Origin of the sequence: Paenibacillus sp. GM1FR (genome assembly GCF_002803315.1) — a bacterium.
In the GTDB taxonomy this organism is placed as follows: domain Bacteria; phylum Bacillota; class Bacilli; order Paenibacillales; family Paenibacillaceae; genus Paenibacillus; species Paenibacillus amylolyticus.
This window is the reverse complement of record NZ_MKZL01000054.1, coordinates 121,793-146,048: the sequence shown is the minus strand read 5'-3', so window position 1 is coordinate 146,048 and position 24,256 is coordinate 121,793. Positions and strand designations below refer to the sequence as shown.

The 24,256-nt window shown below is 45.7% G+C and carries 19 protein-coding genes; 3 read left to right on the top strand and 16 right to left on the bottom strand.

Translation table 11 applies throughout. The annotated features are described in order from the left end of the window. Positions 1 to 8: 8 nt before the first annotated feature. From PAEAM_RS24900 to PAEAM_RS24855, 10 genes are all read right to left on the bottom strand, one after another. Complete coding sequence (locus tag PAEAM_RS24900; RefSeq protein WP_076326911.1) at positions 9 to 899, bottom strand: ABC transporter permease; 891 nt, start codon at positions 897 to 899, stop codon at positions 9 to 11. A gap of 190 nt (positions 900 to 1,089) precedes the next feature. Then, positions 1,090 to 2,781, bottom strand: coding sequence for a type 2 periplasmic-binding domain-containing protein (locus PAEAM_RS24895; protein WP_100529342.1), 1,692 nt, complete (start codon positions 2,779 to 2,781; stop codon positions 1,090 to 1,092). Between the two features lie 123 nt (positions 2,782 to 2,904). After that, positions 2,905 to 4,533: a response regulator gene (locus tag PAEAM_RS24890; RefSeq protein WP_100529341.1), complete on the bottom strand. Its 1,629-nt coding sequence runs from the start codon at positions 4,531 to 4,533 to the stop codon at positions 2,905 to 2,907. A 73-nt stretch (positions 4,534 to 4,606) separates the two neighbouring features. Next, positions 4,607 to 6,361: a sensor histidine kinase gene (locus tag PAEAM_RS24885; protein WP_100529340.1), complete on the bottom strand. Its 1,755-nt coding sequence runs from the start codon at positions 6,359 to 6,361 to the stop codon at positions 4,607 to 4,609. 299 nt (positions 6,362 to 6,660) lie between these two features. Further along, positions 6,661 to 7,359: a hypothetical protein gene (locus tag PAEAM_RS24880; RefSeq protein ID WP_076318457.1), complete on the bottom strand. Its 699-nt coding sequence runs from the start codon at positions 7,357 to 7,359 to the stop codon at positions 6,661 to 6,663. 182 nt (positions 7,360 to 7,541) lie between these two features. Then, entirely contained in the window at positions 7,542 to 9,071 is a 1,530-nt protein-coding gene (locus PAEAM_RS24875) for an ABC transporter substrate-binding protein (protein ID WP_100529339.1), read from the bottom strand. Positions 9,072 to 9,204: 133 nt separating this feature from the next. Continuing rightward, entirely contained in the window at positions 9,205 to 10,113 is a 909-nt protein-coding gene (locus PAEAM_RS24870; RefSeq protein WP_017689303.1) for a carbohydrate ABC transporter permease, read from the bottom strand. A gap of 17 nt (positions 10,114 to 10,130) precedes the next feature. Next, on the bottom strand, positions 10,131 to 11,117 hold the full coding sequence (locus PAEAM_RS24865) for an ABC transporter permease (protein WP_036609563.1): 987 nt from the start codon (positions 11,115 to 11,117) through the stop codon (positions 10,131 to 10,133). A gap of 180 nt (positions 11,118 to 11,297) precedes the next feature. Beyond that, positions 11,298 to 12,911 (bottom strand): response regulator transcription factor, encoded by a 1,614-nt coding sequence (locus PAEAM_RS24860; RefSeq protein ID WP_165790052.1) that lies wholly within the window; start codon positions 12,909 to 12,911, stop codon positions 11,298 to 11,300. Beyond that, positions 12,886 to 14,685 (bottom strand): sensor histidine kinase, encoded by a 1,800-nt coding sequence (locus tag PAEAM_RS24855; RefSeq protein ID WP_100529337.1) that lies wholly within the window; start codon positions 14,683 to 14,685, stop codon positions 12,886 to 12,888. The genes PAEAM_RS24860 and PAEAM_RS24855 overlap by 26 nt, the downstream gene beginning before the upstream one ends. Positions 14,686 to 15,083: 398 nt before the next feature. Here PAEAM_RS24855 and PAEAM_RS24850 point away from each other — a divergent pair, with 398 nt between their 5' ends. After that, positions 15,084 to 16,526 carry a hypothetical protein gene (locus PAEAM_RS24850; RefSeq protein WP_100529336.1) on the top strand — a complete coding sequence of 481 codons (1,443 nt, stop codon included), beginning with the start codon at positions 15,084 to 15,086 and terminating at the stop codon, positions 16,524 to 16,526. 223 nt (positions 16,527 to 16,749) lie between these two features. On the opposite strand, the gene PAEAM_RS24845 is transcribed toward PAEAM_RS24850, so the two are convergent. The 5 genes from PAEAM_RS24845 to PAEAM_RS24825 form a co-directional block, all read right to left on the bottom strand. Next, a complete protein-coding gene (locus PAEAM_RS24845) occupies positions 16,750 to 17,349 on the bottom strand; it encodes a DUF4269 domain-containing protein (protein ID WP_100529335.1) in 600 nt (199 codons plus the stop codon). A gap of 2 nt (positions 17,350 to 17,351) precedes the next feature. Beyond that, entirely contained in the window at positions 17,352 to 17,558 is a 207-nt protein-coding gene (locus tag PAEAM_RS24840; protein WP_026081155.1) for a YwbE family protein, read from the bottom strand. Positions 17,559 to 17,772: 214 nt separating this feature from the next. Next, positions 17,773 to 18,561 (bottom strand): polysaccharide deacetylase family protein, encoded by a 789-nt coding sequence (locus PAEAM_RS24835; RefSeq protein WP_100529334.1) that lies wholly within the window; start codon positions 18,559 to 18,561, stop codon positions 17,773 to 17,775. 66 nt (positions 18,562 to 18,627) lie between these two features. Then, on the bottom strand, positions 18,628 to 19,566 hold the full coding sequence (locus PAEAM_RS24830) for an aldo/keto reductase (RefSeq protein WP_100529333.1): 939 nt from the start codon (positions 19,564 to 19,566) through the stop codon (positions 18,628 to 18,630). Positions 19,567 to 19,675: 109 nt separating this feature from the next. Next, the gene (locus PAEAM_RS24825) at positions 19,676 to 21,700 is read right to left on the bottom strand and encodes a Na+/H+ antiporter (RefSeq protein WP_036609574.1); all 2,025 of its coding nucleotides are present in this window, start codon (positions 21,698 to 21,700) and stop codon (positions 19,676 to 19,678) included. A 214-nt stretch (positions 21,701 to 21,914) separates the two neighbouring features. Here PAEAM_RS24825 and PAEAM_RS24820 point away from each other — a divergent pair, with 214 nt between their 5' ends. Next, positions 21,915 to 22,214, top strand: coding sequence for a hypothetical protein (locus PAEAM_RS24820; RefSeq protein WP_047842412.1), 300 nt, complete (start codon positions 21,915 to 21,917; stop codon positions 22,212 to 22,214). Between the two features lie 98 nt (positions 22,215 to 22,312). Here the strand turns inward: PAEAM_RS24820 and PAEAM_RS24815 are convergent, their stop codons facing one another. Next, a complete protein-coding gene (locus PAEAM_RS24815; RefSeq protein WP_165790051.1) occupies positions 22,313 to 22,795 on the bottom strand; it encodes a MarR family winged helix-turn-helix transcriptional regulator in 483 nt (160 codons plus the stop codon). 270 nt (positions 22,796 to 23,065) lie between these two features. Here PAEAM_RS24815 and PAEAM_RS24810 point away from each other — a divergent pair, with 270 nt between their 5' ends. Continuing rightward, positions 23,066 to 24,181, top strand: a complete 1,116-nt coding sequence (locus PAEAM_RS24810; protein WP_100529331.1) for an FAD-dependent monooxygenase — start codon at positions 23,066 to 23,068, stop codon at positions 24,179 to 24,181. Positions 24,182 to 24,256 lie beyond the last annotated feature (75 nt).

Genomic DNA, 24,256 nt, shown 5'->3' with positions numbered 1-24,256 from the left:
TCATTCGTTTAGAATATGCGATATCCAGCGTATTTTTTGGCTAAGCTGTACGATACAAGAATCAAGATCATACTAATGACCGATTTAAATAATCCGATCGCGGTTGCAAAGCCCATCTCACCATTCTGCATTGCGGAACGATATACGAATGTATCAATGATGTCACCCGTTTGATATACGAGCGGGTTATACAAGTTGAATATCTGGTCAAATCCGGCATTCAGTACGTTACCAAGCGCCAGTGTTCCTACAACCATCAGCATCGGCACAAGCGAAGGGATTGTAATGTGCAGTGTCTGTTTCCAGCGTCCTGCTCCGTCAATTTCAGCTGCTTCGTACAATGCTGGATTAATTCCGGCAAGGGCAGCCAGAAAGACAATCATGTTATAGCCAAATTCTTTCCACACATCTGTCAGAATGACCGTAGATCGGAACCAACTGTTGTCTCCCAGGAAGAAATATGGCCCGAGTCCAAAGGTTCCCAGAACCCGGTTAACCAAGCCGCCTGTTGACAACAGATCTATCAAAATCCCGCCCAGAATGACCCAGGACAAGAAGTGAGGTAAATATACGAGTGTTTGAATCGTTCGCTGTATAGCCATCTTGCGAACCTCATTCAAAAGAATGGCAAAAACAAATGGAACAAATAAATTGAAAATCAGTTTAAGTACAGCAATAATCAATGTGTTCCAGATGACCTGTAAGCTGTCTTCACGTTCAAACAAATATCTAAAGTTGTCCAGTCCAACCCATTCAGAACCGCTAATCCCAAGCCATGGCTTGTAGTTCTGGAATGCCATAACGATCCCGCCCATAGGCACATAACTGAAGATGATCAGAAAGATAATGGCTGGCAACAGCATAACGTGGAATGGCCAAGTGCGTTTCAAAGTTCTCATGATTGCTCCCCCTGTATTTCTTCCTACTCAAGTACTCCCTGAGTGGCTTATAATGCGATTATATCAACCTTTTACGGGGTCCAAACAGCACATAAAAGCAATATAAATGGCACAAATTCAACCACTTTGCCTCAGCTTGAATAAACAAAAAAAAGCGCACAGACGAGTACCGTCTGTGCGCAGTTAAAAACTATTTTTTCACACCGTCATACCATTCGTTGACCTCTTGAGTGATCTGGTCACCGCCACCGGATTTCCACGTTTGTACAAAAGTATCAAACGCATCCGCTGGATTTTTGCCATAGATAATTTCGTTAAATGCTTGATTCTCGATTTTGTTCAGATAGTCCAGCTTCGATTTCATCGTCTGCGTTGTTGGACCTGTGAACATGTTTTTGAAGGAAATTTCTTCTTGGCTCAGCAATACTTTTGCAGCAGCGGGGGTTTCCTTACCATAGTTCACGGCAACATCTTTTTCGAGCTTGGTTTCAGGCTCTTTGCCATCTACCAGATTCATCAGAGCTTTCATCTGAGCGTCCGGAATACGAGCGCCATCACGCACGAGCAAATAACGCACAACGTTTACATACCCGCCATCAATTTCTTCAATCGGCATTTGTTTACCATTTCCATCCAATTGATAGTCATAGCCTGCAAATAGACCGTTATCATACTCACTTCCTGGTTGCGGATCTGCGTAATTATCATAAAGGTAGTTTTGGTAAGTAAAGAATGCTTCCGGATTTTTCATATCTTTCTTGATCAATGTTACACCATTTACAAAATGTGTACCATGACGCATCGCTTTGCCTTCAGGGCCAGTTGGAATTTCAATCGGTTTCCAAACCGCACCTGGGACATTTTTTACCGTATCCTTCAGCGGCCATCCACTCATCCAGTACGGACCCGGGATAATGCCGGCTGTGCCTGCAACTGCTGGCTCTGCCGTTTTGTTTTCATCCCACAACGCTGCTTCCTGCGGGATATAACCTTTTGTGAGCCATTCGCTCAATTTGGTCAAACCTGGCTTCATACCTGGATTGATAGAACCATACTCCAGCTTGCCATCCGCAGCCAGATTCCATTGTTGAGGTAAGGTGCCATATGCACCAAAGATCCAGGATACATCTCCCATCCATGTATTCATGGATGTTTTGAAACCAACGCTGAGCGGAGTGACTTTATCTGGAGCCAAGCCGTCCGGGTTATTGTTTTTGAATGCTTCCATCACTGCTTCCAGTTCGTCGATGGTTTTTGGTGCCTTCATGTTCAGCTTGTCCAACCAGTCCTGACGAATCCAGAGAAGGTAGTCATTGTTGTAGGCATAGTCCAGAACAGGGACACCCATTCTTTTGCCATCACGACTGTACGGGTTCCATACATTAGGGTCCTGCTCCATTGCTTTTTTCCATGTGTCGGAAGCGTATTTGTCGAACAGTGGTCCCACTTCCTGATACATACCGGAGTCAATTAAATCTTGAGCAACTAAATTATCCGGCTGCCCTATTGTCACAATATCCGGCATTTCTTGGCCGGAGGACATAGCGAGACGAAGCTTGGTCGCAAATGCACTGTTCGTATCTGTCACGGACCACAAGGATTTGATTTCAATTCCGAATTGATCTTTGGCCCACTTGGTTGCCACGTTATTTTCCATGGATTCGCCATTTTTAAATTTCAGCTCTGGATCGATTCCCCATGCTGTAGTAATAGTAACTGCCGGATCATATTTCTCTTTGTATTCGTTTTGGGTTCCAGATGTACTTGGTGTTGCACTATCTCCGCCCCCACTGCCTCCTGAACATCCTGCAAGAACGACAGTTAGACTCAGCGTTGTAGCGAGAAGCGTCAAGAATCTCTTTTTCGTTGATTGCGCTCTCATGTTGTTCCCCCTTAAATCGTTTTGGTTACCCTTTCATTATAGGCTGACCAGGCCTTTGAGCCTATGATACGAAATCAAGATTTCTGCACCTTTGCCAACCTATATTCTGGAATGTTGTTGAAATTATGCCTGATCTCGAAATTCATTTGGTGTCATACCATAATGTTTTTTGAACATTTTGCTGAAATATTGCGGATTTTGATAGCCAAGTTCACTCGTAATCTCGTATATTTTTTTATTACTATTCTTAAGCAGATACAGAGCACGCTCCATGCGCATACGAATCATATAGTCCCCAAGACCTTCCCCTGTCTCTGCCTTGTAAATTTTCGATAGATATACAGGGTGTAAATATACCTTGTCCGCAATCATCTTCACCGACAGATCCTGTCCTGTATCTCTTGTTACCAGCTCCTGAACCTGCTTGATTACATGCCTGCGGCTCTGCACACCTTCCTGATCGGACAACTCTTCCTGAAGCTTCGCCAGCATCTCGGTAGCCCAACGCCGCAGCTTCTCGGGGGATTGAATCAACTGATGAGCAAGGAGCAGATCGAATCCCGCATGATCAATCTCATGCACCAGATGCCCCTGTTTATGGGCGATATACATAAATGCATTAGTTACCGACAGATACATCTCATACACATGTTCTCTGGACAATCGTACCTGTTCTGCCGCGTCAAAGACCGTGCTCAGCTTACGCGCTGCCGCTTCCCATTGCTTGGTCTCAAGCAATTGCGGAAGTACAGGCGGTTTGTACAGCTCTTCGAGCGCCTGCGTTGCATCATTCTCCGGTCTTTTGCTGAGTGCCTGATCCATGTCCATATATATAATCTTGTGTTCTTCTGGTCCTGAAAGGACAAGCGAACCCAGACTTTTTCGATAAGCTGCTGTCAACTCATTAAAGGGAAATGACGGTGTAACTACCATGGACAGATCTCCCTGTAAATATCGAATGACGTGCTCACGGAAAGTTTCAGCTGAGATTCTCAACGTCTCCAAGTCCATCTGCGGAGCTTCGATCTGATCTTGATTCTGCAAGAACATAACCAGACACTCATGGGGTCCGCGACCAAACCACACGTTAAATTGCTCTCCAAGTACTTCCTCTGCAATATTACCTACCGCAAAATCCATCAGATCCAGAGACTGCTGGTCCATCGATGAGAAGCGTCCTGTAAGGCGAATCAGCATCATCACAGCCGATTGTTCCGGATCGATATGAATCTCATATTGTTGCAGTTGTTCCCGAAGTGCCCGCGCCGTGATCTCACGCCCCAGCAGCAGATCATGCATGAGATTTTCCCGTAAAATTTTATAGTCAGACTTCCGACTGTATAAAAGCCGGTGATATTTATCGAATTCATCCCACTCATCGCGAAGAGACGTAATGGCTGCCGACACCGATCCCATAAACTCATCATCGTTTACGGGTTTCAGGATATAATCCGCTGCCTGCAATTGAATGGCTTTTTTAGCATAATCAAAATCGCTGTGACCGGTCAGTAAAATACAGCGAATATGAGACCAGCGCTTGCTTACCTCTGCAATGAGATCCAGTCCTGACATGCCAGGCATGCGAATATCCGTCACCACGATATCTACTGCATTTTCCTCCATAATCTCCAACGCTTCCTTACCAGATGCGGCACGCAGCACGGTCGTTACTCCAAGCTCTCCCCAGGGGATCGTAAGTTCCAGACTTTCTGTTACGTATGTCTCATCATCTACCAGTAATATATCAATCAAGTGATTCACTCCCTATTTCGTTCATTCTGCAAATGGATTCCATCGTTCATCTTGCGCTACACATTCCAAGTGCTTATCCTTCATTCTCCAGAAGAAACTCCTGTTCGGCAGGCCATGACAGTGTAACGCGTAATCCACCAAGTTCCGATTCCGTTACATCCAGCCCTGCCTGCTCCCCATATCGAAGCTGGAGTCTCTGATTCACATTCCACAGGCCACAGCCCATCTCCTGATCCATCGTTCCCCTGAGCTTATTCAGAAGCGCCTCACGTGCCTCCTGCGTCATGCCTTGCCCATCATCTTCAACGACAAGAACCATGACACCGCCCTGTTTTTCCCCGGATACTCTTATTTCTCCAGCCTCCGCGTCCGCTTCGATACCGTGAATTACCGCATTCTCCACTAGTGGTTGCACGATGAGTGGCGGTACCTCTTGTCTTAACATCTCATCAGACAGATCAATCTTGTAATGAATGCGGTCCATACGCATCCGTTGGATCTCCAGATAACAGCTGACAAATTCAATCTCTTCTGTCAACGGTACCACGTCCCGCTCCTGTCTTGTCGTATACCGATAATAGCGCGATAGATTATGTGACATCGCTACAACAGCGTCCATACGCTTGAGTTTCGCCATACTTGTAATGAAGGAGAAACAATTATAGAAAAAGTGCGGGTTAATCTGCGATTGCAGCTGCTTCAACCGAGCTTCACGTACATGAATCTGTTCCAGGTAAACGTGTTCAAATAACTGCTGGATCTGCTCCACCATCAAGTTGAAACGTTCGGACAGGAAACTGAATTCATTGCGGCCCTTTGGCTTAATCCTCACGGAATAATCCTCCTGCTTCAACCGCTGGAACCCGCGAATGAGTTGTTTCACTGGTACCTGCACCTGAACATAGAACAAATACGCCACACCAAAACTCATTAACAACAAACAAATCATGGAAGAATAGAACAGCATATTGGATTGATGAATGGGCTTCAGAATATCTGATAGCGGCATATAGTCCACCAAATACCAGCCTGTTGTACTGGATTTCACCGTGTTGACCATGTAAGGCTCGTTCCCGATTACTACTGTACGATTATCAACGTCCTGAAGTTTATGGATGGACAGTTCTTCCATCAACTGATTCGTTAATGAACGATCTGAAGTCCGGTTATAGATAACACCCGATTCTTCACGGAAATAGAAGGGGTCATGCCTGCCATCGTCTTTGAATTTGTCGAGCATATCCCGGATGTTGTCACTATCAAACTCCAGTTTAATAATCGTTTCTGCATTATTAGCCGGGTCTTTAATACCGTATGGAGATACCGTAATCCAGCTAAACATGAACCGATCATCTTCCCCATCCTGAATTTTGCGTACATCCCAGCCGGAAATAATATTTTCCCTTAGCGCTTCTTTATCGTAAGAACGTGCGTCCCTTTCGGAAACCACCCTGCCCAGCGAAGGAGAATACAGATATAATTTCGTGGCCCAATTGGATGAGCTTTCCTGAATACTCAGCTTATTCTGAATACGTTTGACCAGGGTGATCGCATCCAGATCAAAGTAGTTACTGTCCGCATAGATTCGCCGGAAGCTGCCAATATCAGGATCATGTATGAGCAGATTCGGCCATGAGGATAACAGTTCGATGTGTGTGTTCACTTGATTTTGGAAAAATTCAAGCTGGTTACTATTCGATCGATTCAACTCATCTCTGAGAACAGCTGTTGTTTTGTGATTGGAGTACCAGTACAAAAGCACTACAGGAATCAGCATAATCAGAATAAGAATGACCATTTTGGAAAACAGGTTTGTCCGATATGACATCTTTTCATCTCACCTTGTCTTAATTTGTCGTGACATTAATTGTAATGATGTAAGCGCTAAAGACAAACAATTTTTTTGAGACAAACCGATTCATTATCTAGCGTAAGCGTTACCAATTCAAGGGGAAAGGAGATAAAACCAATATTTCTGCACTAAATGCAACTTCCACGCACAAAAAGAGCCAGCGATTAGCCAGCTCTCTATCTAATTTCAGTATATATCTTTAATCGTTCTATTCAACTCAAACTTTATTCCACTTCTGTTTATGTAATTATTCTTTTTTTCTATGAAAATATCAACTATGGAATATCATAATCAAATACCGTATTCGCTCCATCCACGCCTACATCCAGCACAATATCCATAAGTTTCCCATTGACGAACAGAGGGGATTCCGCTTTCCCGTAAAACTCCAACTTACCTGTAAACGTTCCATGGCGTTCAATCTCAACATGTACGGGCCTTAATTGGACAGACTGCAAGGCTTCCAATAGGGGATCGTCCTTTAACTTATAACTACGTGCGAGATCAGGCAATAACACGGCGGATACGGAATCTCTGCCGTAATTTTTGAGTGTCAGATCACAGGTTGCTCGGGTCTCACCCGTTTTCAGCACGTTAAAGGTACAAGAACTTGCATTCTGTACATAGGATACCGCATTAATGCCTGAAGCTCCCCACTTGGCTACATACATGAATTTATCCGTCATGTACGAATAACTGAGAACGATAGCGATAACTACGATCCATAACCCTTTTGCAAGAGCGGGGAATGATTTCCCGATTTCTTTGCGAGTAAGGTAAAATCCACACGCGAATATCCCCAATCCGAGGAAAAGTGTGATATGAACTCCACTCAAGTAAGATGTAGTATACGGTGATATACCTATTGCTGACAGCATGGTATCTCCAACAGAAAAACCAAGATGATGGTTACATGTAAAGATAATAGCAAATAGCAATAACGCCCCTGAGAACACAAGTCTGGTTCTCGACACACGAACACCCCCTAATCAACCACCTTATTATATCATATTTTTCCTATTTATGATTAACAATCCAAATCAAAAAAACAACAATAAAAAGAACGTCTTCGGTTGTTCACCGAAAACGTCCTCCATTTTCACCGCTGACAAGAGCTTGTAATAACACAGGTCTCTCTGTCATGGCTGACGATCATTTATTGCTTAGCCAAGAATGCATCGAGTTGTTCCTGTTTGGCTGCAATAATTTTATCAATTCCCGCTGCTTTCAATTTCTCCAGATATTTCGGAATCATCTCATTTGGATCAACTGCGCCGGATGTCATACCCGGCTTGAACTGTTTGTTCACGTTGTTGACCGCAGCAATTTCATTTTTGACAGATCGGCTGTTGAACGTAAAGCCCAGTGCTGGCGACTTCACACCTTTGGCGTTAAACTCTTTGAACTTCTCCCATTTCTGTGGATCTTCATTATCCCAGAGGAAGTTCAGGAATTGGTTACCCAGTTGCCATTGTGCACCTGGATTGTAGGTACGACTGTTGGCATCTACGCCATCAGGGAGAGCAATGATATTATCCTGTCCGTCTTTTTTCACATAATGTGTACCTTCAATTCCGAAGTTTAACAAGTTGTTAATTTCCTTGTCGGAATGCAGCAGGTTAATGACCTGCATCGCTTTCTCCGGTTGCTCGGAAGAACGGGAGATTGCAAGCATCGCTCCAGACGCATCACCCGTCGTGATTGTCGGCTGTGTCATCTCAATCTGAGTCAGTGGGAAACCCACATACCCTTCTTCTTCTTTATCCTTGCCTGGCTTCATGCCATCCGTCCAGAGAAACGCTTTTCCAGCCTTCGCCTGGTCTTTCGGGAACACATTGGACGTAGCAGCATCACTGTTGATATATCCCGCTTGATACCACTTGCGAGCGAGTTCAGCCGCTTCTTTGAATTCTGGGGTCTCCACTTCATTCAGCACCGTTGTTCCGCCTGCTGTTTTGGAGATAACTCCAGGTACGGAAGCATCACCGAGATAATCCCAATCCAGATTCTCTAACAGCCCGTTACCATTGGTATTGGACATATAGAATGGTGTGATGGCTGGCTCGTTTTCCTTGATTGTTTTGAGAAGTGGCTCCAGATCAGCCCATGTCTTTACAGCTGTCAGGTCCAGTTTATACTTGTCAGCCAGATCTTTACGTACCAACACACCACGTGTGGCAGCGAGTTCCTTATTCGTAGGAACGCCGTAATTCACGCCGTCCACCTGGGAACCTTCCAGAAAGGCAGGGTCCAGGTTTTTCTTAATATCCTGACCATGTGCATCAAGCAGATCATTCAAGGGCAAGAATGCGCCTTTAGCTACATTCACCGTGTAGTTCTGCCAAGCTGCTGTGAAGATAATGTCTGATTTTTCACCTGAGGAAATCATGAGATTCAGCTTGTTATCCCACTGTCCCCAGTCAATTGCATTGATCTTAAGCGTAGCCCCGATCTTTGGTTCCATCTTTTTGTTAATCTCGGCTTCCACCAGAGCGACATCCTTCTGTGGTGTCCCTGGGTAGAACAGTGTCACTTCATAGGGTTTGCCCCCACCTTCACTTGCTCCTCCGCCTTCTGCGCCAGGTGTTGTTGTTCCACCCTTGTCTGATGAGCAAGCTGCCAGCACCAGGCTCAGCGCCATAACCGTTGCCATCATGCGTGACCATACCTTTAATGATCTAACCAATTGAACCCCTCCTGTCATGTGTTGAACCATACAACCGAATTCCCCAATTCACAATTAAACCGATAACTACTTCTGTATATGCCCTTTCAGTCCATCTTCATTTACCTTGCCCACTCCGCTAACCGGTTCAGAGTTATCCCTTCACAGCGCCAACCGTAAGACCTTTGATGAAATAACGCTGGAAGAACGGATATGCCAGTACAATTGGACCAATACCGACCACAGCCATCGCCATTTGCAGAGTTTTGTTAGGCAGATTCAGCAATCCACCCTGCGACGAAATCTGTGAAGAGACGTTGGAGTTGGTTGTTAAATATTGAATATCGAGCAACGTCCGGTACATAAGGTACTGAAGGCTGATCGTCCGGTTATCTGATATAAAAATCATACTAAGGTACCAGTCATTCCAGTAATTCAATGTACTGAACAACGCGACGGTTGCCATTACGGGAAGAGAGAGCGGAAGCACGATACGTGCAAACGTTCTCAATTCTCCCGCACCATCAATCCGAGCCGATTCCAGAATAGACACCGGAATGGAGTTCGCGAAGAATGTACGCATGACCAGTACAAAGAATGGGGATAGCAGTAGCGGCATAATGAGTGCCAGTAGGGAGTTTTTCAGATCCAGTACGTTGACATAGACCAGGTACCAAGGTACCAGCCCCCCATTGAACAACATTGTGAAGAAGATGAAAAAGGCGAACCAGCCCCGGTAAGGCAGATCTCTCCGTGAGAGCGGATACGCATACAATGCGGTCAGCGCAACACTTGTAATGGTACCTACAACGGTAACGATAAAGGATATACCATACGAGTGAATGATCTGATCCATATCTCTGAACAGAAACTCATAAGCCGTCAGGCTGAATTTCTCTGGAATAAGCTTATATCCATTGGCAATTACTGTTGTCTCGTCCGAAAATGAGATGGCGAAGACAAGCAGGATCGGCACGATACAGGCAATGGCATAGAATAGAAACATCGCATGAATAACGGATGCGGAACGCTTCGATACGGCTAGTGGATCACGTGATTTCACAGCTGACTTGCCTCCTCTCAAAATAATGCATTATCTTTATCTATTCGCCTTACGATGGTATTGGATACAAGAACCAGCACAAATCCAACGATTGCTTGGTATAGACCAGCTGCTGATGACATCCCGATATCTCCACCGATAAGGAACGTACGATATACGTAGGTATCCAGTACATTCGTTACAGGGAACAGCGCTCCCGATTCCAATGGAACCTGATAGAACAGACTGAAGTCTGCATAGAATATACGGCCAATTTGCAATAACGTCATAATGACGATTAATGGGACGAGAAACGGAATGGTGATGAAGCGTATCTGATGCCATTTGGTTGCGCCATCGAGCACAGCTGCTTCATAATATTCTTCATCGATACCCACGACAGCTGCCAGATAAATGACGGCATAATATCCAATATTTTTCCATGTGTTCACCAGTGGCAAAATATACGGCCAATACTTCGGCTCTGAATACCAGTCGATCGGCTGACCGCCGAACATCTGCAGAACCGTTGAGTTCATGAAGCCTGAATCCTTGCCCAGGAAAGCCAGTACCAGATAACTGACCACAATCATGGACAGGAAATACGGTAATAACATAAGTGATTGATATAACTTGGACATTGCCTTGTTCTTCACTTCATTGAGCAGAATAGCAAGCCCGACACCTACTAAGAGATTCAGTGCAATGAACACCGTGTTATACGCGAGTGTATTTCGGGTAATTTCCCATGCATCACTGGTTGAGAACAAATATTTAAAATTGTCCCATCCACTCCATGGGCTACCCCAAATACCATCAGCATAGTTTACATTTTTGAATGCGATCAGAACGCCGAACATCGGCATATAGTTGTTCACCAGTAGAAACAGGACACCTGGCAAGAACATGAGATACAGCACCTTGAATTTGCCAAGATTGTGCCACACAGACTTGCGCTTTCGGACTGTTTCTCCCGATATTTCCGATATCCGTACTCCCTTACCCGCCTGGGGTTGTGTCTTCATAACTTGTTCTCCCTCACTCCTCTTGAATTCTTCCTCAGGATGAAGCTCCGTTGCGGCTCCTGTGGTTCAAGTATACGGCGGGGCGAGTAAGACCTCTATCTGCTGTGGTGACCTGTTGACTTATCAAATTATGACTTTAGTACCAAAAAAAACAAAAGACGCAGCATGCTGCGCCCTGAACTATACGGTACGTGACTGTTTTCGAAACTCCTGTGGCGTTATACCCGTGCACTTTTTGAACATTTTGGTGAAATGCGAGTAATTGTAGTACCCCACCTTGCCAGCGATATCCGTCACTTTGACGGTGGACTGGGACAACAATGTCTTCGCTTTGGCTACTCTGCCCTGCAGAATAAACTCAGATAGGGACATCCCCTTCTCTTTCCGAAACAGACGTGATAGATAAGCGGGATTGAATCCGGCAAAAGCTGCAAGCTCCTCTCGCATAAGTTCTTCACCAATATGAGTTTCAATATAAACGCACAACTGATCCACAATGGTCATGGGGCTATGATCGTCCGGGTACAACACCGGGATAACACGATCAATCAGATCAGCCGTCCACTGTTTCAACTGCGGCAACGACCTTGTCACCATACTCTCTTCCGGCTCCCGTTCACCCGGATAAAGACTGCGTATTGACACGTTTTTCTGATGAAGCAGCGGATAGACCACATGCAGCATGGCATGATAGTAGAGATGCAGCATTTCAGGAGACAAACCCTCCTGTGCAGCAAGCAACTCAAAAATCTCATCCACACGTTCTCGCAAATCCCCTACTTTACCTGTCTCAAAAAGAATGGATAATTCCGAAAACCATGGAATAGGCAAAAAGCGATCTTCCTGATCTCTTCCCCGCTCATCATAGACAAATACTTCTTCAAGCTCCTTAATATTGCGCCGCTCCATATCCATCAGTTCATTTAACATGCCTTGCAGCTCAGTTACAGCAACCGGGGCACCAACATAACAGGACAAACGACAGTAGAAATACGTACCACATTCCTGAATATACCCCTGACAACGTTGTGCCACTTCGCTCGCACTCGGAATGATGCCATCTTGCTCATAAGCAAGCACAATATTTAACCCACTTTGATCCTGAAACACCTCACCGGGCTTGTCGCCAAGCAGCATCTCTTTGGCTGCATTACGAAGGGCATATTCCAATACCTCTTCGTCACGCAAATCAAAATCACGCACCCATTCCTCTACCGAGATTACAATGGGTAACACACGAGCCTGCGGATCAATCTCGGCACCATACAGTTCTGCGAGCTCTTGCAAACGTTGTTCGGTTAACGTGATACGCTGAGAGATGGCATCTTTCCAGAAGCGTTCCGTCAGTAGCGGTTTATGGGTTTTCCAGCGTTTGTATACGGTCTCATAAACTTCGTTGGTACGGGTACGCTGCTCTCCATCCTTGATCTTCTCCACCGCTTGGGTTATTACCTTAATCAATTGATCCGCTGGAGCCGGCTTCAACACATAATCAAAGCTGTTTAGCTTAATGGCTGTCTGAGCATAATCGAATAAAGCATGCCCTGTCAGGAAAATGGTCATTATACCTGGATCATGTTTTAACACCCAACTTTGCAGGTCAAGCCCTGTTTCACCAGGCATCTCGATATCACAGATCATGATATCAATAGCATTAGCCTTTAAAATCTTTCTTGCCTCTTCGGCATCACCAGCACTGTATACCTGGTCAATGCCTGCTGCTTGCCAATCGACTCCTTCCACCATTGCTTGTAATGCATACACTTCATCATCCACGATCAACAGGTTCCGCATAGGCTCCCCCTTCTTCCTCTTCGGTCTGAGCGGGTAAATCAATGATGACTTTGGCGCCATGATCCACCTCATTGCCAAACTGCAAACTGGCTTGATCACCATACTTCACTAAAAGCCGATGAGCCACGTTCCATATACCGATATGCTGTCCACTCGGATCTTCAGCGTATTGTCCATGTTGCAGACGCCCCAACAATTCCTCTTCAAATCCAACACCATTGTCCACAATCATCAGTTGAAGCACCGTCCCATCGACCTGACCGGATGACTTCTCACCGAGGCGCGCCACGATCCGAATGACAAATGCTTGTGTCCGGCGCTGAAATCCATGAATAATGGCATTCTCCACAAAAGGCTGAATGGTTAATGGCGGAATCACATAATGTCCCAGATTCGGCTCAACATCCAGTTCAAAATCGAATCTGCTTGGAAACCTCAGCTTTTGAATTTCTAAGTAATGACGAATGTGCTCGAGCTCTTCATCCAGACGAATAACACGTTTGCCTGCACGCAGACTGAATCGAAAATAATCGGCCAGATGACCAGCCATCTGCTGCACCAACTCATGTTTTTGCAAGGAAGCCAGACTATGAATAATATTGAGTGAATTCAGGTAAAAGTGAGGATTGATCTGCATCTGCAGTTGTTTGAACTCTGCCTCCCGCGTCCGCAACTGTTCCTCATACACATCAATCTTCAGATGCCTGATCTCACTGGTCATTTGATTGAAACTTCGTGTCATAAATTCAAGCTCCGACGAAGATGGCGGGTCCAGCTTCACATCGAGATCTCCACGGCTGACCCTTCTCATGCCTCGGATTAACGCATTCATCGGGCGGAATAACAGATGCCGCAAAAAGATCAGTGCAGTAACCAGAATTACTGCCGCACCAATGGGAAGCAGACGAATGATCTGCTGGAAAAACGGGAGGTTACGCATCATGTCTTCCTCAGGCAGCAGCACGATATAATTCATCTGGGACATGGCCGAGGCAGTACCCAACATCAAATATTGACGTGCTTCTCCCTTGTTCACAACTTCAGAGATCACCTGATACGGATTCTTCAGGCCGGGAAGATGCGCTGCAGCCAGCTGAATCTGTGCAGTATTCAATGTGGAATCCGAGAGTGCCCCACCGTCTGTTCCAACAATGACTGCACCTCCCCGATCTCCGGATTCAGTGAATTGTTGTGTATGATTCAGTGCATTCATATCAACAAGTGCACCTGCATAGAACTGCTGGTTGATTCGCACCGTTTTCACCAGCGCATTCCACGTCCCGCCACGCACGATGCTCCATTCCGGCTTCTGGATATCCCCTTCCAATTGCTGCATCTGGACTGGCATACTCTCCTGCACAACCGACTTTTTGACATCATAATTGCCTGAAGTCGCGAGCAGCAGATCATCATTCACAGCATCATATAGAAAAAAAGAATCGATTAGATTATAAAAACCGATATCTGTCATGAATTTGTTCATAATCCGTTGCTTTGCAATGATATAATCACCGCTGCCGTATTTCAGAAAAAACAGAGAGATAATATCCGGGTCCCGCTCGCCCAGACTATATAAATACCGATTCGTCTCCTGTAACACACGTTCATTCTGCTCCACACTCTTGGCGAGATGATTCATATTGGTGAGGGATACTTTGTCACGTACAACTTTCATGGCGTAGACGTTGTTGTAATAAAGCAGCATGAATAATGGCAGCATGATCAATGTAAGACCCACTATAAACTTAAAACGAAGTGAACGGATCAAATTCATGGATTATGGATTCCCGCCCTTTTAGAGGTAGTTCAAAAAGTCCGCTGTACTGAAAACCAGACTTTTTGAACGCACACTTTATTTCAACATAGTTTTTCTATTTTCTTCCTTATGATGGCATGTTTATTGTAATCACCCCTGCTTGCCATTGTCTATGGGGTCCCGTGACCTTCACATATCAATTCTGGTGACTTCCATCCGCTCCAATTTCAAGAGTAACAAGCTTCATGTAGTAATAAATTCTCCAGTTGTAAAAAAAATCCTTCATTATTACTCAGAAGCTTCTCCCTAAAAATAAATGCTGCGGCAAGCCCCGGACTCCACGAACGCCCGATCTTGACATGCATACGATATATCACTCCTCGGGTTAGTCACCAGGATGTAGGGAGGCCTGTTCGATGAATATTCAACTCACTGCGTTACACTATGTCTATCTGGCATTTATCGTCTTGATTATTGCGGTAATGATCCGGCGCAGGGACACCACGATCATCTGTGTTGCGGGTATTATGACCATTGGACTTCTGGCAACCGAAACCTTAAGCGGGTCAGTTGCAGGGATCTTCAGCAGTTTTATCTATGCAACAAAAGAATTGTTAAGTACAATCTTCATCATCTCGATTATTGTCGCGATGAGCCGTGTTCTGATCAGAACAGGCATTAATGAGGTCATGGTAACACCCGTCACAAGGTTTATCCGTTCTCCTCAGGTCGCTTATTGGGGTATCGGATTGATCATGATGGTAGTATCACTATTTTTCTGGCCATCCCCGGCCGTAGCACTCGTTGGTGCAGTACTGCTTCCTGTAGCCGTGCGTGTAGGCCTTCCTCCGATTGGAGCTGCTATTGCCATGAACCTGTTTGGACATGGGATAGCACTTTCGGGAGATTACATTATTCAGGGGGCTCCCAAACTTACGGCCGATGCAGCGGGTCTACCAGTCACTTCCGTCATGACGGCCAGCATTCCTTTGGTCATTGTCATGGGCACCGTATCTACACTTACAGCCTTCTGGATGCTGCGCAAAGAGATGAAATCAGGTTCACCTGTTCATTCCCCAAACGTTACATCAGGTACCCTGAGCTCGGAACCTTCTTCCTCATCAGAAGCTGTGTCCACCTCCTTACCCACTGATCAGCCTGTTCAACGTCAAGTCATGTCACCCCGTTTGCAAAAGGCGTTCGCTCTGCTTATCCCTCTGTTATTCGCAGTTGATGTGATTCTGATGTTTGTGTTGAAATTGCAAGGTGGCGACGCAACAGCTCTGATTGGCGGAACCGCTGTGGTTATACTGATCGCTGTCACCCTTGCCGCACATCGACATGCGGGACCAGAGGAAACGACCAACTATTTAATAGAAGGATTTCAGTTTGGTTTCAAGGTGTTTGGACCGGTTATTCCTATAGCCGCATTTTTTTATCTGGGAGATGCTGCGATTACGGAGTTGTTCATCAACCCTCTTCCTGAAGGTTCACACGGGATTGTGAATGATCTCGGAGTCGCACTTGCTGGGCTGGTGCCATTAAATGATACGGTGGGCGCCATTACAATGACGGTGACCGGAGCAGTGACCGGAATGGATGGTTCGGGGTTCTCGGGGATATCCCTAGTTGGCTCGATTGCGTCCATGTTTGCAGGTTCGGCAGATTCCGCACCTGTACTGACAGCATTAGGTCAGGTTGCAGCTATATGGGTAGGTGGTGGAACCTTGATTCCATGGGCATTGATTCCTGCTGCTGCAATCTGCGGAGTCAATCCTTTTGAACTGGCAAGACGCAACCTGAAGCCTGTACTGCTGGGACTCACGGTAACAACAATTGTAGCCATCTTTCTGATCTGACCAAAGGCTATTTACACTGACACTACGATGACAGAAGCACCTTCCAATCGCTGTTATTCCCAGATTTTTTTGATCCCCTTTCTCAAGGTGAAATCCGGTAATAGCGTATGCTTCCGATGCAGCTTTCTTTCAGAAAGCTTTTAGGCGACCGCTTCGCTTTTTCAGGTTTTTTCTGTCCTCTCCGTTATCGTGTAAATGATTAGTTCATCTCAAATAGACATTTTTAAAAAGACGTGCGTAAACGCGCCCAGTTCCAGAGATCTTCACGTTTCATCTCTGCCAGATGCAGTATGTCCACATATGGATCTCCCTGTAGTCCAAGTACAGAAGCAAAAGCAGGCTCCGTCTTCCACCCTGCCTGTTTCAGTCTGCGGATCTCACGGTGTCCCGCGTCTCCCCACAGTTGCAACAATCTCCACTCTACGATCATATGTAGGTATGCATTCTGCCTGTAAACTGGAACGGATTGGGCAAAAATCTCCACAGGCCAATGTCCCACTTGCAAATTACAAGTCATATAAGGACGTTGGTCTGGAAGATCCCCACCACGTACACATTGAAATTCAGCAACGGCTCCGATTCGATTGTATACCTCGGCTTCAAACACATCCAGATCCTCTGCATAACACAGCAGATCCAGATCACTGCCCGGAATATCAATATCAATTGGCACCGTTCCTGCTGGATATGGGTGATAGTCAGCTAATATATCGAGCAATCCACTGCTCTGTAACACATGATAGGCGTCCTGCTGACGTGTATTACCCGAAGCCAGATGTGCCATTACTTCTGCCGTATTACTCATCTCCCCGTCTTGGGCCACAGTTAGTTCGAGCCTCCTGTAATGACCTGTTTCACACGTCCCACTTGACCACTCGTCAGTCGTACTTTGATTCCGTGTGGATGCGTAGGTGACTTGGTTAACAGATCCTTCACAATGCCACGTGTCAGCTTACCTGTAGCTTGATCCTGCTTCAGCACAATGTCCACTTCCAGACCTGGCTTAATATTTACACGTTGTTGTCCATTCATTATGTTCACTCTCCTCTATGTCGTAATTCATATCTTGTATACTATATAACCCTTAAACTCAAAGCTCCATCTATTGTAGACGTTTTGGTTTCAAAACAAAAGGGACACGGCAATAACCTCCTAAGGCTGGTTCCATGGTTAATATGAAGACCAAGATAAAGAAACCGCAGGTCTCTTCATCTGAGACCTACGGTTTCTAATTGGATTACCATGTTCAGGGCTTTACGTTCTTCACCGAAGAAGAAGGTGAAGTCCCATCCTTCGCGGCTTCGCGTGCCTTTACAGCAAGTAGCTCAGACACCGTAACGAATTGGTACCCCTGCTGCTGTAACTTCGGCAGGATCGTTTTGAGTGCTGCTACCGTATGCGACTTGCCTTCCACCTTATCGTGAAAAAGTACAATATCCCCATTACGTGCGTTCTTCAACACTTTGTTAACGATAGCCGATACACCTGGAGAAGCCCAGTCCCGTGTATCCTGATGCCAAGACCAGAGTACAATGGTATACCCTTTTTGTTTGGCAGCCTGGATGACCATGTCATTGTAATAGCCGCCCGGTGGCCTGAACAACAGGGGACGCTCCGCGCCAGCTTTAATGATGGAACTTTCCGCTTCGTTCATATCCTTCATGTACTTGTCCGCACGTGTTGATCGAACTGCATACGTGTGCGCATACGTATGGTTGGCGATTTCATGCCCTTCGAGCTGTTCCTGCTTAATCAGTTTAGGAAATTTATCTGCCCATTTGCCAAGTACAAAAAAAGTTCCTTTAGCATGATACTGCTGTAACAAAGCCAGGATCTGCGGAGTCTGAATCGGATCTGGTCCATCATCAAAGGTAAGGGCGATGAGTTTATCCTGCGTGGGAACCTCCCACACGATTTCTCCTCGTTCCTCATAATACTGACGGTTCTTCTGTACAGGCTTTGCATAGGCAGAACTGCTACCTAGCAAAATAATTAGCGTGAACATTCCGATGACTCGGGCTGCCTTCAGGTTCATGTGGTGTCCTCACTTTGTCTTCATACGTAAACTCCCTGTTAGCATTTCCCGATTCACCCGAACTCATTAACGAAAGATCTGATCCACGACTGCAATTTCCTCAGCAGTTAATTCCACATTTAATGTTTGCAGATTGTTAATGACCTGCTCTGGTCGCTTGGCACCCGGAATCAATGCATCAATAGAAGGCTGAGTCAGGTACCAGGCCAGAACCAGATGAGCGACCTCAACATCCTTGGATTGTGCTATGCTGCGCAGTTGTTCAACTTTATCGAGATTTTCAATGAAAGCTTCACCTGTAAACAGCGGGTTCTTTGCCCGTCCATCCTGAAAGGTTGTATCACGATTATATTTCCCGCCCAGCAGTCCCGCTGCCAGAGGGAAGTAAGGAACAAAAGAAATGTTATGCTCAGCCGTATACGGCAACAGCTCTTTCTCCGCATCTCTTTTGAACAGATTATATTCAGATTGCAGTACGTCTACATGCCCGTCCTTGTTGGCTTCACGCAACTGATCAATGGAGAAATTAGATACGCCAATGGCACGAATTTTGCCAGCGTCTTTTAATTGTTTTAACGTATCTACCGCTTCATCCTTAGGCGTATGTTCATCCGGAAAGTGGATGTAGAACAGATCAATGTAATCGGTTTGCAGACGTTTCAACGCCTCATCCACGGCTGTTTTCAGAAAAGCAGGTGAGTTATCTATGACAATCTTGCCATCCACAAATTTATGAGCTGCCTTGGTTGCAATGATGGTATTCTGCCGCTGACCAGTTTCCTTCAGTACTTCACCAATCAGTCGTTCGGAATGCTCCGGTCCATAGATGTACGCCGTATCCACAAAGTTAATACCTTGTTTCAAAGCTGTACGAACCACTTCCTTACCCGTCTCATCATTCAGCATGTCCGGATAGATATTATGTCCGCCTACTGCATTCGCACCCAGTCCAATGGGATTCACGATCAGATCCGTCTTGCCCAACCGAATTTGTTGTTCTGCCATGTCTCATCTCTCCTTCACTGATCGAATAAGTACAATTTAGTTGTAACGTCTTTCTTGTCCCATATTATATCAAACCATTTAGCATATTTAAAATATCGGATTTATCGGATTAGGTGTTTTTCAGCGCAGTTGCTTCCACGTCGTTAATAAACCGGCGCAGCTTGGCAGCCACATCACGGGTGATTTCGCCGTTTTCATACAGTTGTTGCACTGTATTACGCTGTTCCTGAATCGCCACCATCTGCAACTCCAATTTCTCCTGATTAAATGGATCTTCCGTTTTACCTTGGTTCCAGGTGCGCAATTTGGCAATTACACGCTCATACTTGGCAATGACCGACAGTGCGACTACTCGATTCCCATCGTTCATATGGGCACGAATAGCCTTAATTGCCGCTTCAGAGGTGCGCAGCTTCACCTGACGGAACAGTTCTGCATTTTCAAGCATAAATGGTTGATTCGGCTTCTGGGACCGGTTGGTGAAGAGATGTCCTAACACACGACCGATTTCGCTGATCGAGGTCATGAACTGAGTGTTTGCGCGATTCGCCAGCATCATTTCCTTGCGATCCAGCCAGCTGTCACATTTGAAGGCCGCATCAGAAGCAATTGCATTTTCGTCTAACATTACTTCAACTTCTTTACGCTCCGCCCGGGTGGCAATCAGGTTAATAGCCGTTTCTTGTTTCTGAATATCTTTGCGTTTATCGGCGGTAAGCTGACCTGCGGCCTGTCTGATGTACTTGGACAAGTCGGAGACAACCGCGAGTGCCGCAGCTTTGTTCTCATCGTTCATTTCGGATTTGACAGCTCGTATTGCCGCATTCAGCATAATGTCATGTGCTTTTCGTTCTGACTTCTGCGGTGTTTCTTCTGTAGATTTCCCATCGTCCTTGGCCAGAACTGGAAGAAACACGCTCGCTGCAATCAGGGAGAAGAGGATAACTCCTGCCGCGAGGAAAATAATCAGATCCCGTTCAGGGAAAGGTGATCCATCCTGAAGCACATAAGGAATGGAGAACGCACCCGCCAATGTTACAGCCCCCCGCACTCCAGAGAGGGAAATGATCGTAATATCCTTGAATCTGGGCCTGCCAATAGAGGATTTGGTACGCAACAATTCATTCCCTTGCCAGAACAGATAGATCCAGAGAAAACGCAGAACCAGCAGTAGCACCGAGATCAAGCCCACATATCCCAACACCTGCAGATTATTAAACGAAACATTTTCAAAGATGGTACTCAACACATCCGGTACCTGTACACCCAAAATAACAAACACCAGACCATTAAGTATAAATAAAATGACTGACCATGTGCTCGCAGATACCACCTGCATTTTCAACTGAACCGATTCAGCGCGGTCACGCTCAATGGCGTGGATAATACCGCCTGCCACTACCGCAAGAATACCTGATACCCCAATTTCTTCACTCACCAGATAGATGATAAATGGCGTCAGGATTTGCAGCAACATGTGAATGGTCACATCTTCCATGCCCAATCTACGGATCCATACCCCTAGCCTGATTAACAGAAAAGATAACAATGCCCCGACAAGAAGTCCGCCAATCGCAATCAGAATAAAACTGAAGGTTGCATTCGCCAGGGAAAATACACCTGTAACTGTGGCTGCAATTGCGAATTTGAAGGCAACGAGTCCAGATGCATCATTCATTAATGCTTCACCCTCAAGAAGCCTATGTATGCCTTTAGGCAAATGTACCCGGCCCGCCATGGCGCCAACGGCCACAGCATCTGTCGGGGACAGTATGGCTGCAAGAGCAAAAGCAGCAGGTAACGGAATCGAAGGAATCAGCCAGTGAATGGCATATCCCGCCACGACCACCGTCACGAATACAAGCCCTAGTGCAAGCAGAAGTATCGGTGCACGCAGATTCCATAATTCATTCCTTGGCGTTCGCTTACCATCGTTGTATAACAAAGGAGCGATGAACAGTACAAAGAACAATTCCGGATTCAACGGCAGGTGAACACCTGCGGGAAGCAAAGCTATAGCTACACCAAGCACGATTTGAATGAGCGGAATGGGAATAAAGGGTACAAACCGGTTTAAAATATTGGATAAACCAATCAGGACCAGTAATACAAGTACGGCAATAAATATTTCCATGATGACAATCCCTTTCCGCTATAGAAGTGGTGAAACCTTTGTTGTATAGGTTTATTTTAACATAATCCAACCTTTATTATAAAAATGTTGTCATATTCATATACCCAATCAACTCGCCTCAGACCAGTCTGAATGAAAGATTTCTGATGGATTCTGTATATAAGATGTTACAATATGCTCAGGACAATACCCGTTTGGAAAGGAACTTGCATCTATGGCATTTGGAATTAAACGACAGGAGCTTGCTGCGTGGAAGGAACAAGTGGCTCGTGGTGAGATTGCGTACCTCACTCACTTCTGGATTGACAACCGATTTCCCGGTATCACCAGTGTCACCAAAGTTGGCTGTGCAGATCTGGAACGTCTCGAACGTTGGTGCAACGATCATGGGCTGGACCCGCGATACATTCATCGGCGGCAGCCCTTTCCCCACTTTGACCTGATGGGCAGCAAGCAAAAAGAAATTTTGATCCAAGAAGGCATGACAGATCATGTGGTTCGCTTTCATTTGTAAACCAACTCAAAAACGCCAGTCTTCAAGGTTCATCCCCCCGCAATTAGGGACGAACTCATGAGGACTGACGTCTTCAAGGAATCAAGTCATATTATGGACTACCGGTGGATCTGCTCAAACGACTTCATGTTCTCCAGCAGTTTCAGTTCAATTTTCTTCAGCATGCCAAACATCTGCTGTTGCTCCTCTTCGGAAAGTGCTTGCAACAATTCCCACGTCATTCGGCCGCGATTCGCATTAAGTGTCTTGGCAAGCTTCGCGCCTTCATCCGTTAAGGACAGCCACACAATTCTCCGGTCTTCTTCACTGCGCACCCGCTGGATCAACCCTTCCGTCTCCAGTTGATTCAGTACAATGGTGGTTGCGCCGGAAGACAAACTGAGTTGTCTAGCCACATCAACCGCCATGCAGCGTTTTTCACGTAAAATCATGCCCAATATATGACTTTTTGTCGGATTCAGTTTACAGTTGGTTTCGGTCTTCTGCTGCTGATCCAATACTTTATTTTTATATCTGAAGAAGGCCTCCAACAATTGATCCACATTTGCCAATTGAGAGTTTCGCTCCGTATCCGGGCTCATAAACGTTCCTCCGCCTTTCATCATAACCTACCTTATATTGTAACATATTTACACTATGATGTTTGTGAAAAATGCGCTTGTATCCGACACCCTATCGTTGACTGCAAGACTCTTGTTTTATTTTGGGTTTCGCCTATTGCATTATGGCAACGGGTTTGTTTATAATAACCTATATCTTTAAAGTTACTTTTAGTTACTTAATGATTTTAATAAATCTGTTGTTATAAAGTAAATAAAGCGTCACCATTATAATGCAAGGGACTTATGCACATGAATCAGAATACACAATCACAACTCAAAACGGACGTTTGCATCGTCGGCGCGGGACCTGGCGGTGCTTTGCTTTCTTATTTACTGAATCAAAAAGGAATCTCCACGATGCTCATTGAGCGGCAGCCCCACCTGCACAAGTCGTTTCGCGGGGAGTTGCTTAATGTGGATGGCGAAGCCATTTTGAATAAACACGCCCTCTATTCCCTCATTCAGGAACGAGGAGCGCTGCTCTTGGAACAGATTCAGTATTGGGAAAATGGGCAGATTATTCATACGGTATCACCGGGCAATGGAGAATCTCATGTTGGTATTCATGTACCCCAAGATCATCTCCTGGAAGCCATCGTGTCGAATGCTCAGCAGCACAGTTCATATGAACAAGTACTATTCAATACGATTATGACCGGTTTGTTACGAGACAAGAACGGCCAGGTCGTGGGTATTAACATTCGGCAGAAGGGTGTTCCTGCCTCCATTGAAGCATCTGTAATTGTGGGTGCTGATGGCAGATACTCTGCTGTACGCAAACATTCCGGTATGACCCCGGAGATTCGTAAGCATGGGTATGATCTGCTCTGGGCACGCATTCCGGCACCCGTAGGTTGGGAACCCGCTGTTCGAATGGCCAGCATGGATGGTCAACAGCTCGCACTGTTCTCACAGTTCGGCGGTTATGTTCAGATTGGATGGAACATTCCCGCAGGAGCTTACTCCAAGCTGCGAGAGCAGCCGATTGCTCCTTTTGTAGATAAACTTGTATCTGCTTTTCCTTGCCTGTCTGATTCTGTAGCTGCCAACATTCAGAGCTGGAGTGATTTTGTTCTGTTATCTGTCGAAAGCAGCTATTGCCCGTCGTGGGCACAGGACAATGTTGTACTCATCGGTGATGCCGCTCATACCATGACACCAACCGGTGCGTTTGGACTTAATGCCGCGCTCGAAGATGCGGATGTGCTCTCCGAATTACTTGTCCAAATGGCTGCAGATCAATTCAGTTCCACTGCACAACTTCAGGAACTTCAGACGATTCGCGGGGCAAAGGTACAGCAACAACTTGCTCGGCAAATGGAGATGGAATCCTCTTTCCAACAGCGTTATGAATCCTTTCTCTAAACCCAGTAAATACGAGTAAAATGTCTATATGCCCAAACAGCCGATCACTTCCTCATAGAGAAGAATCGGCTCTTT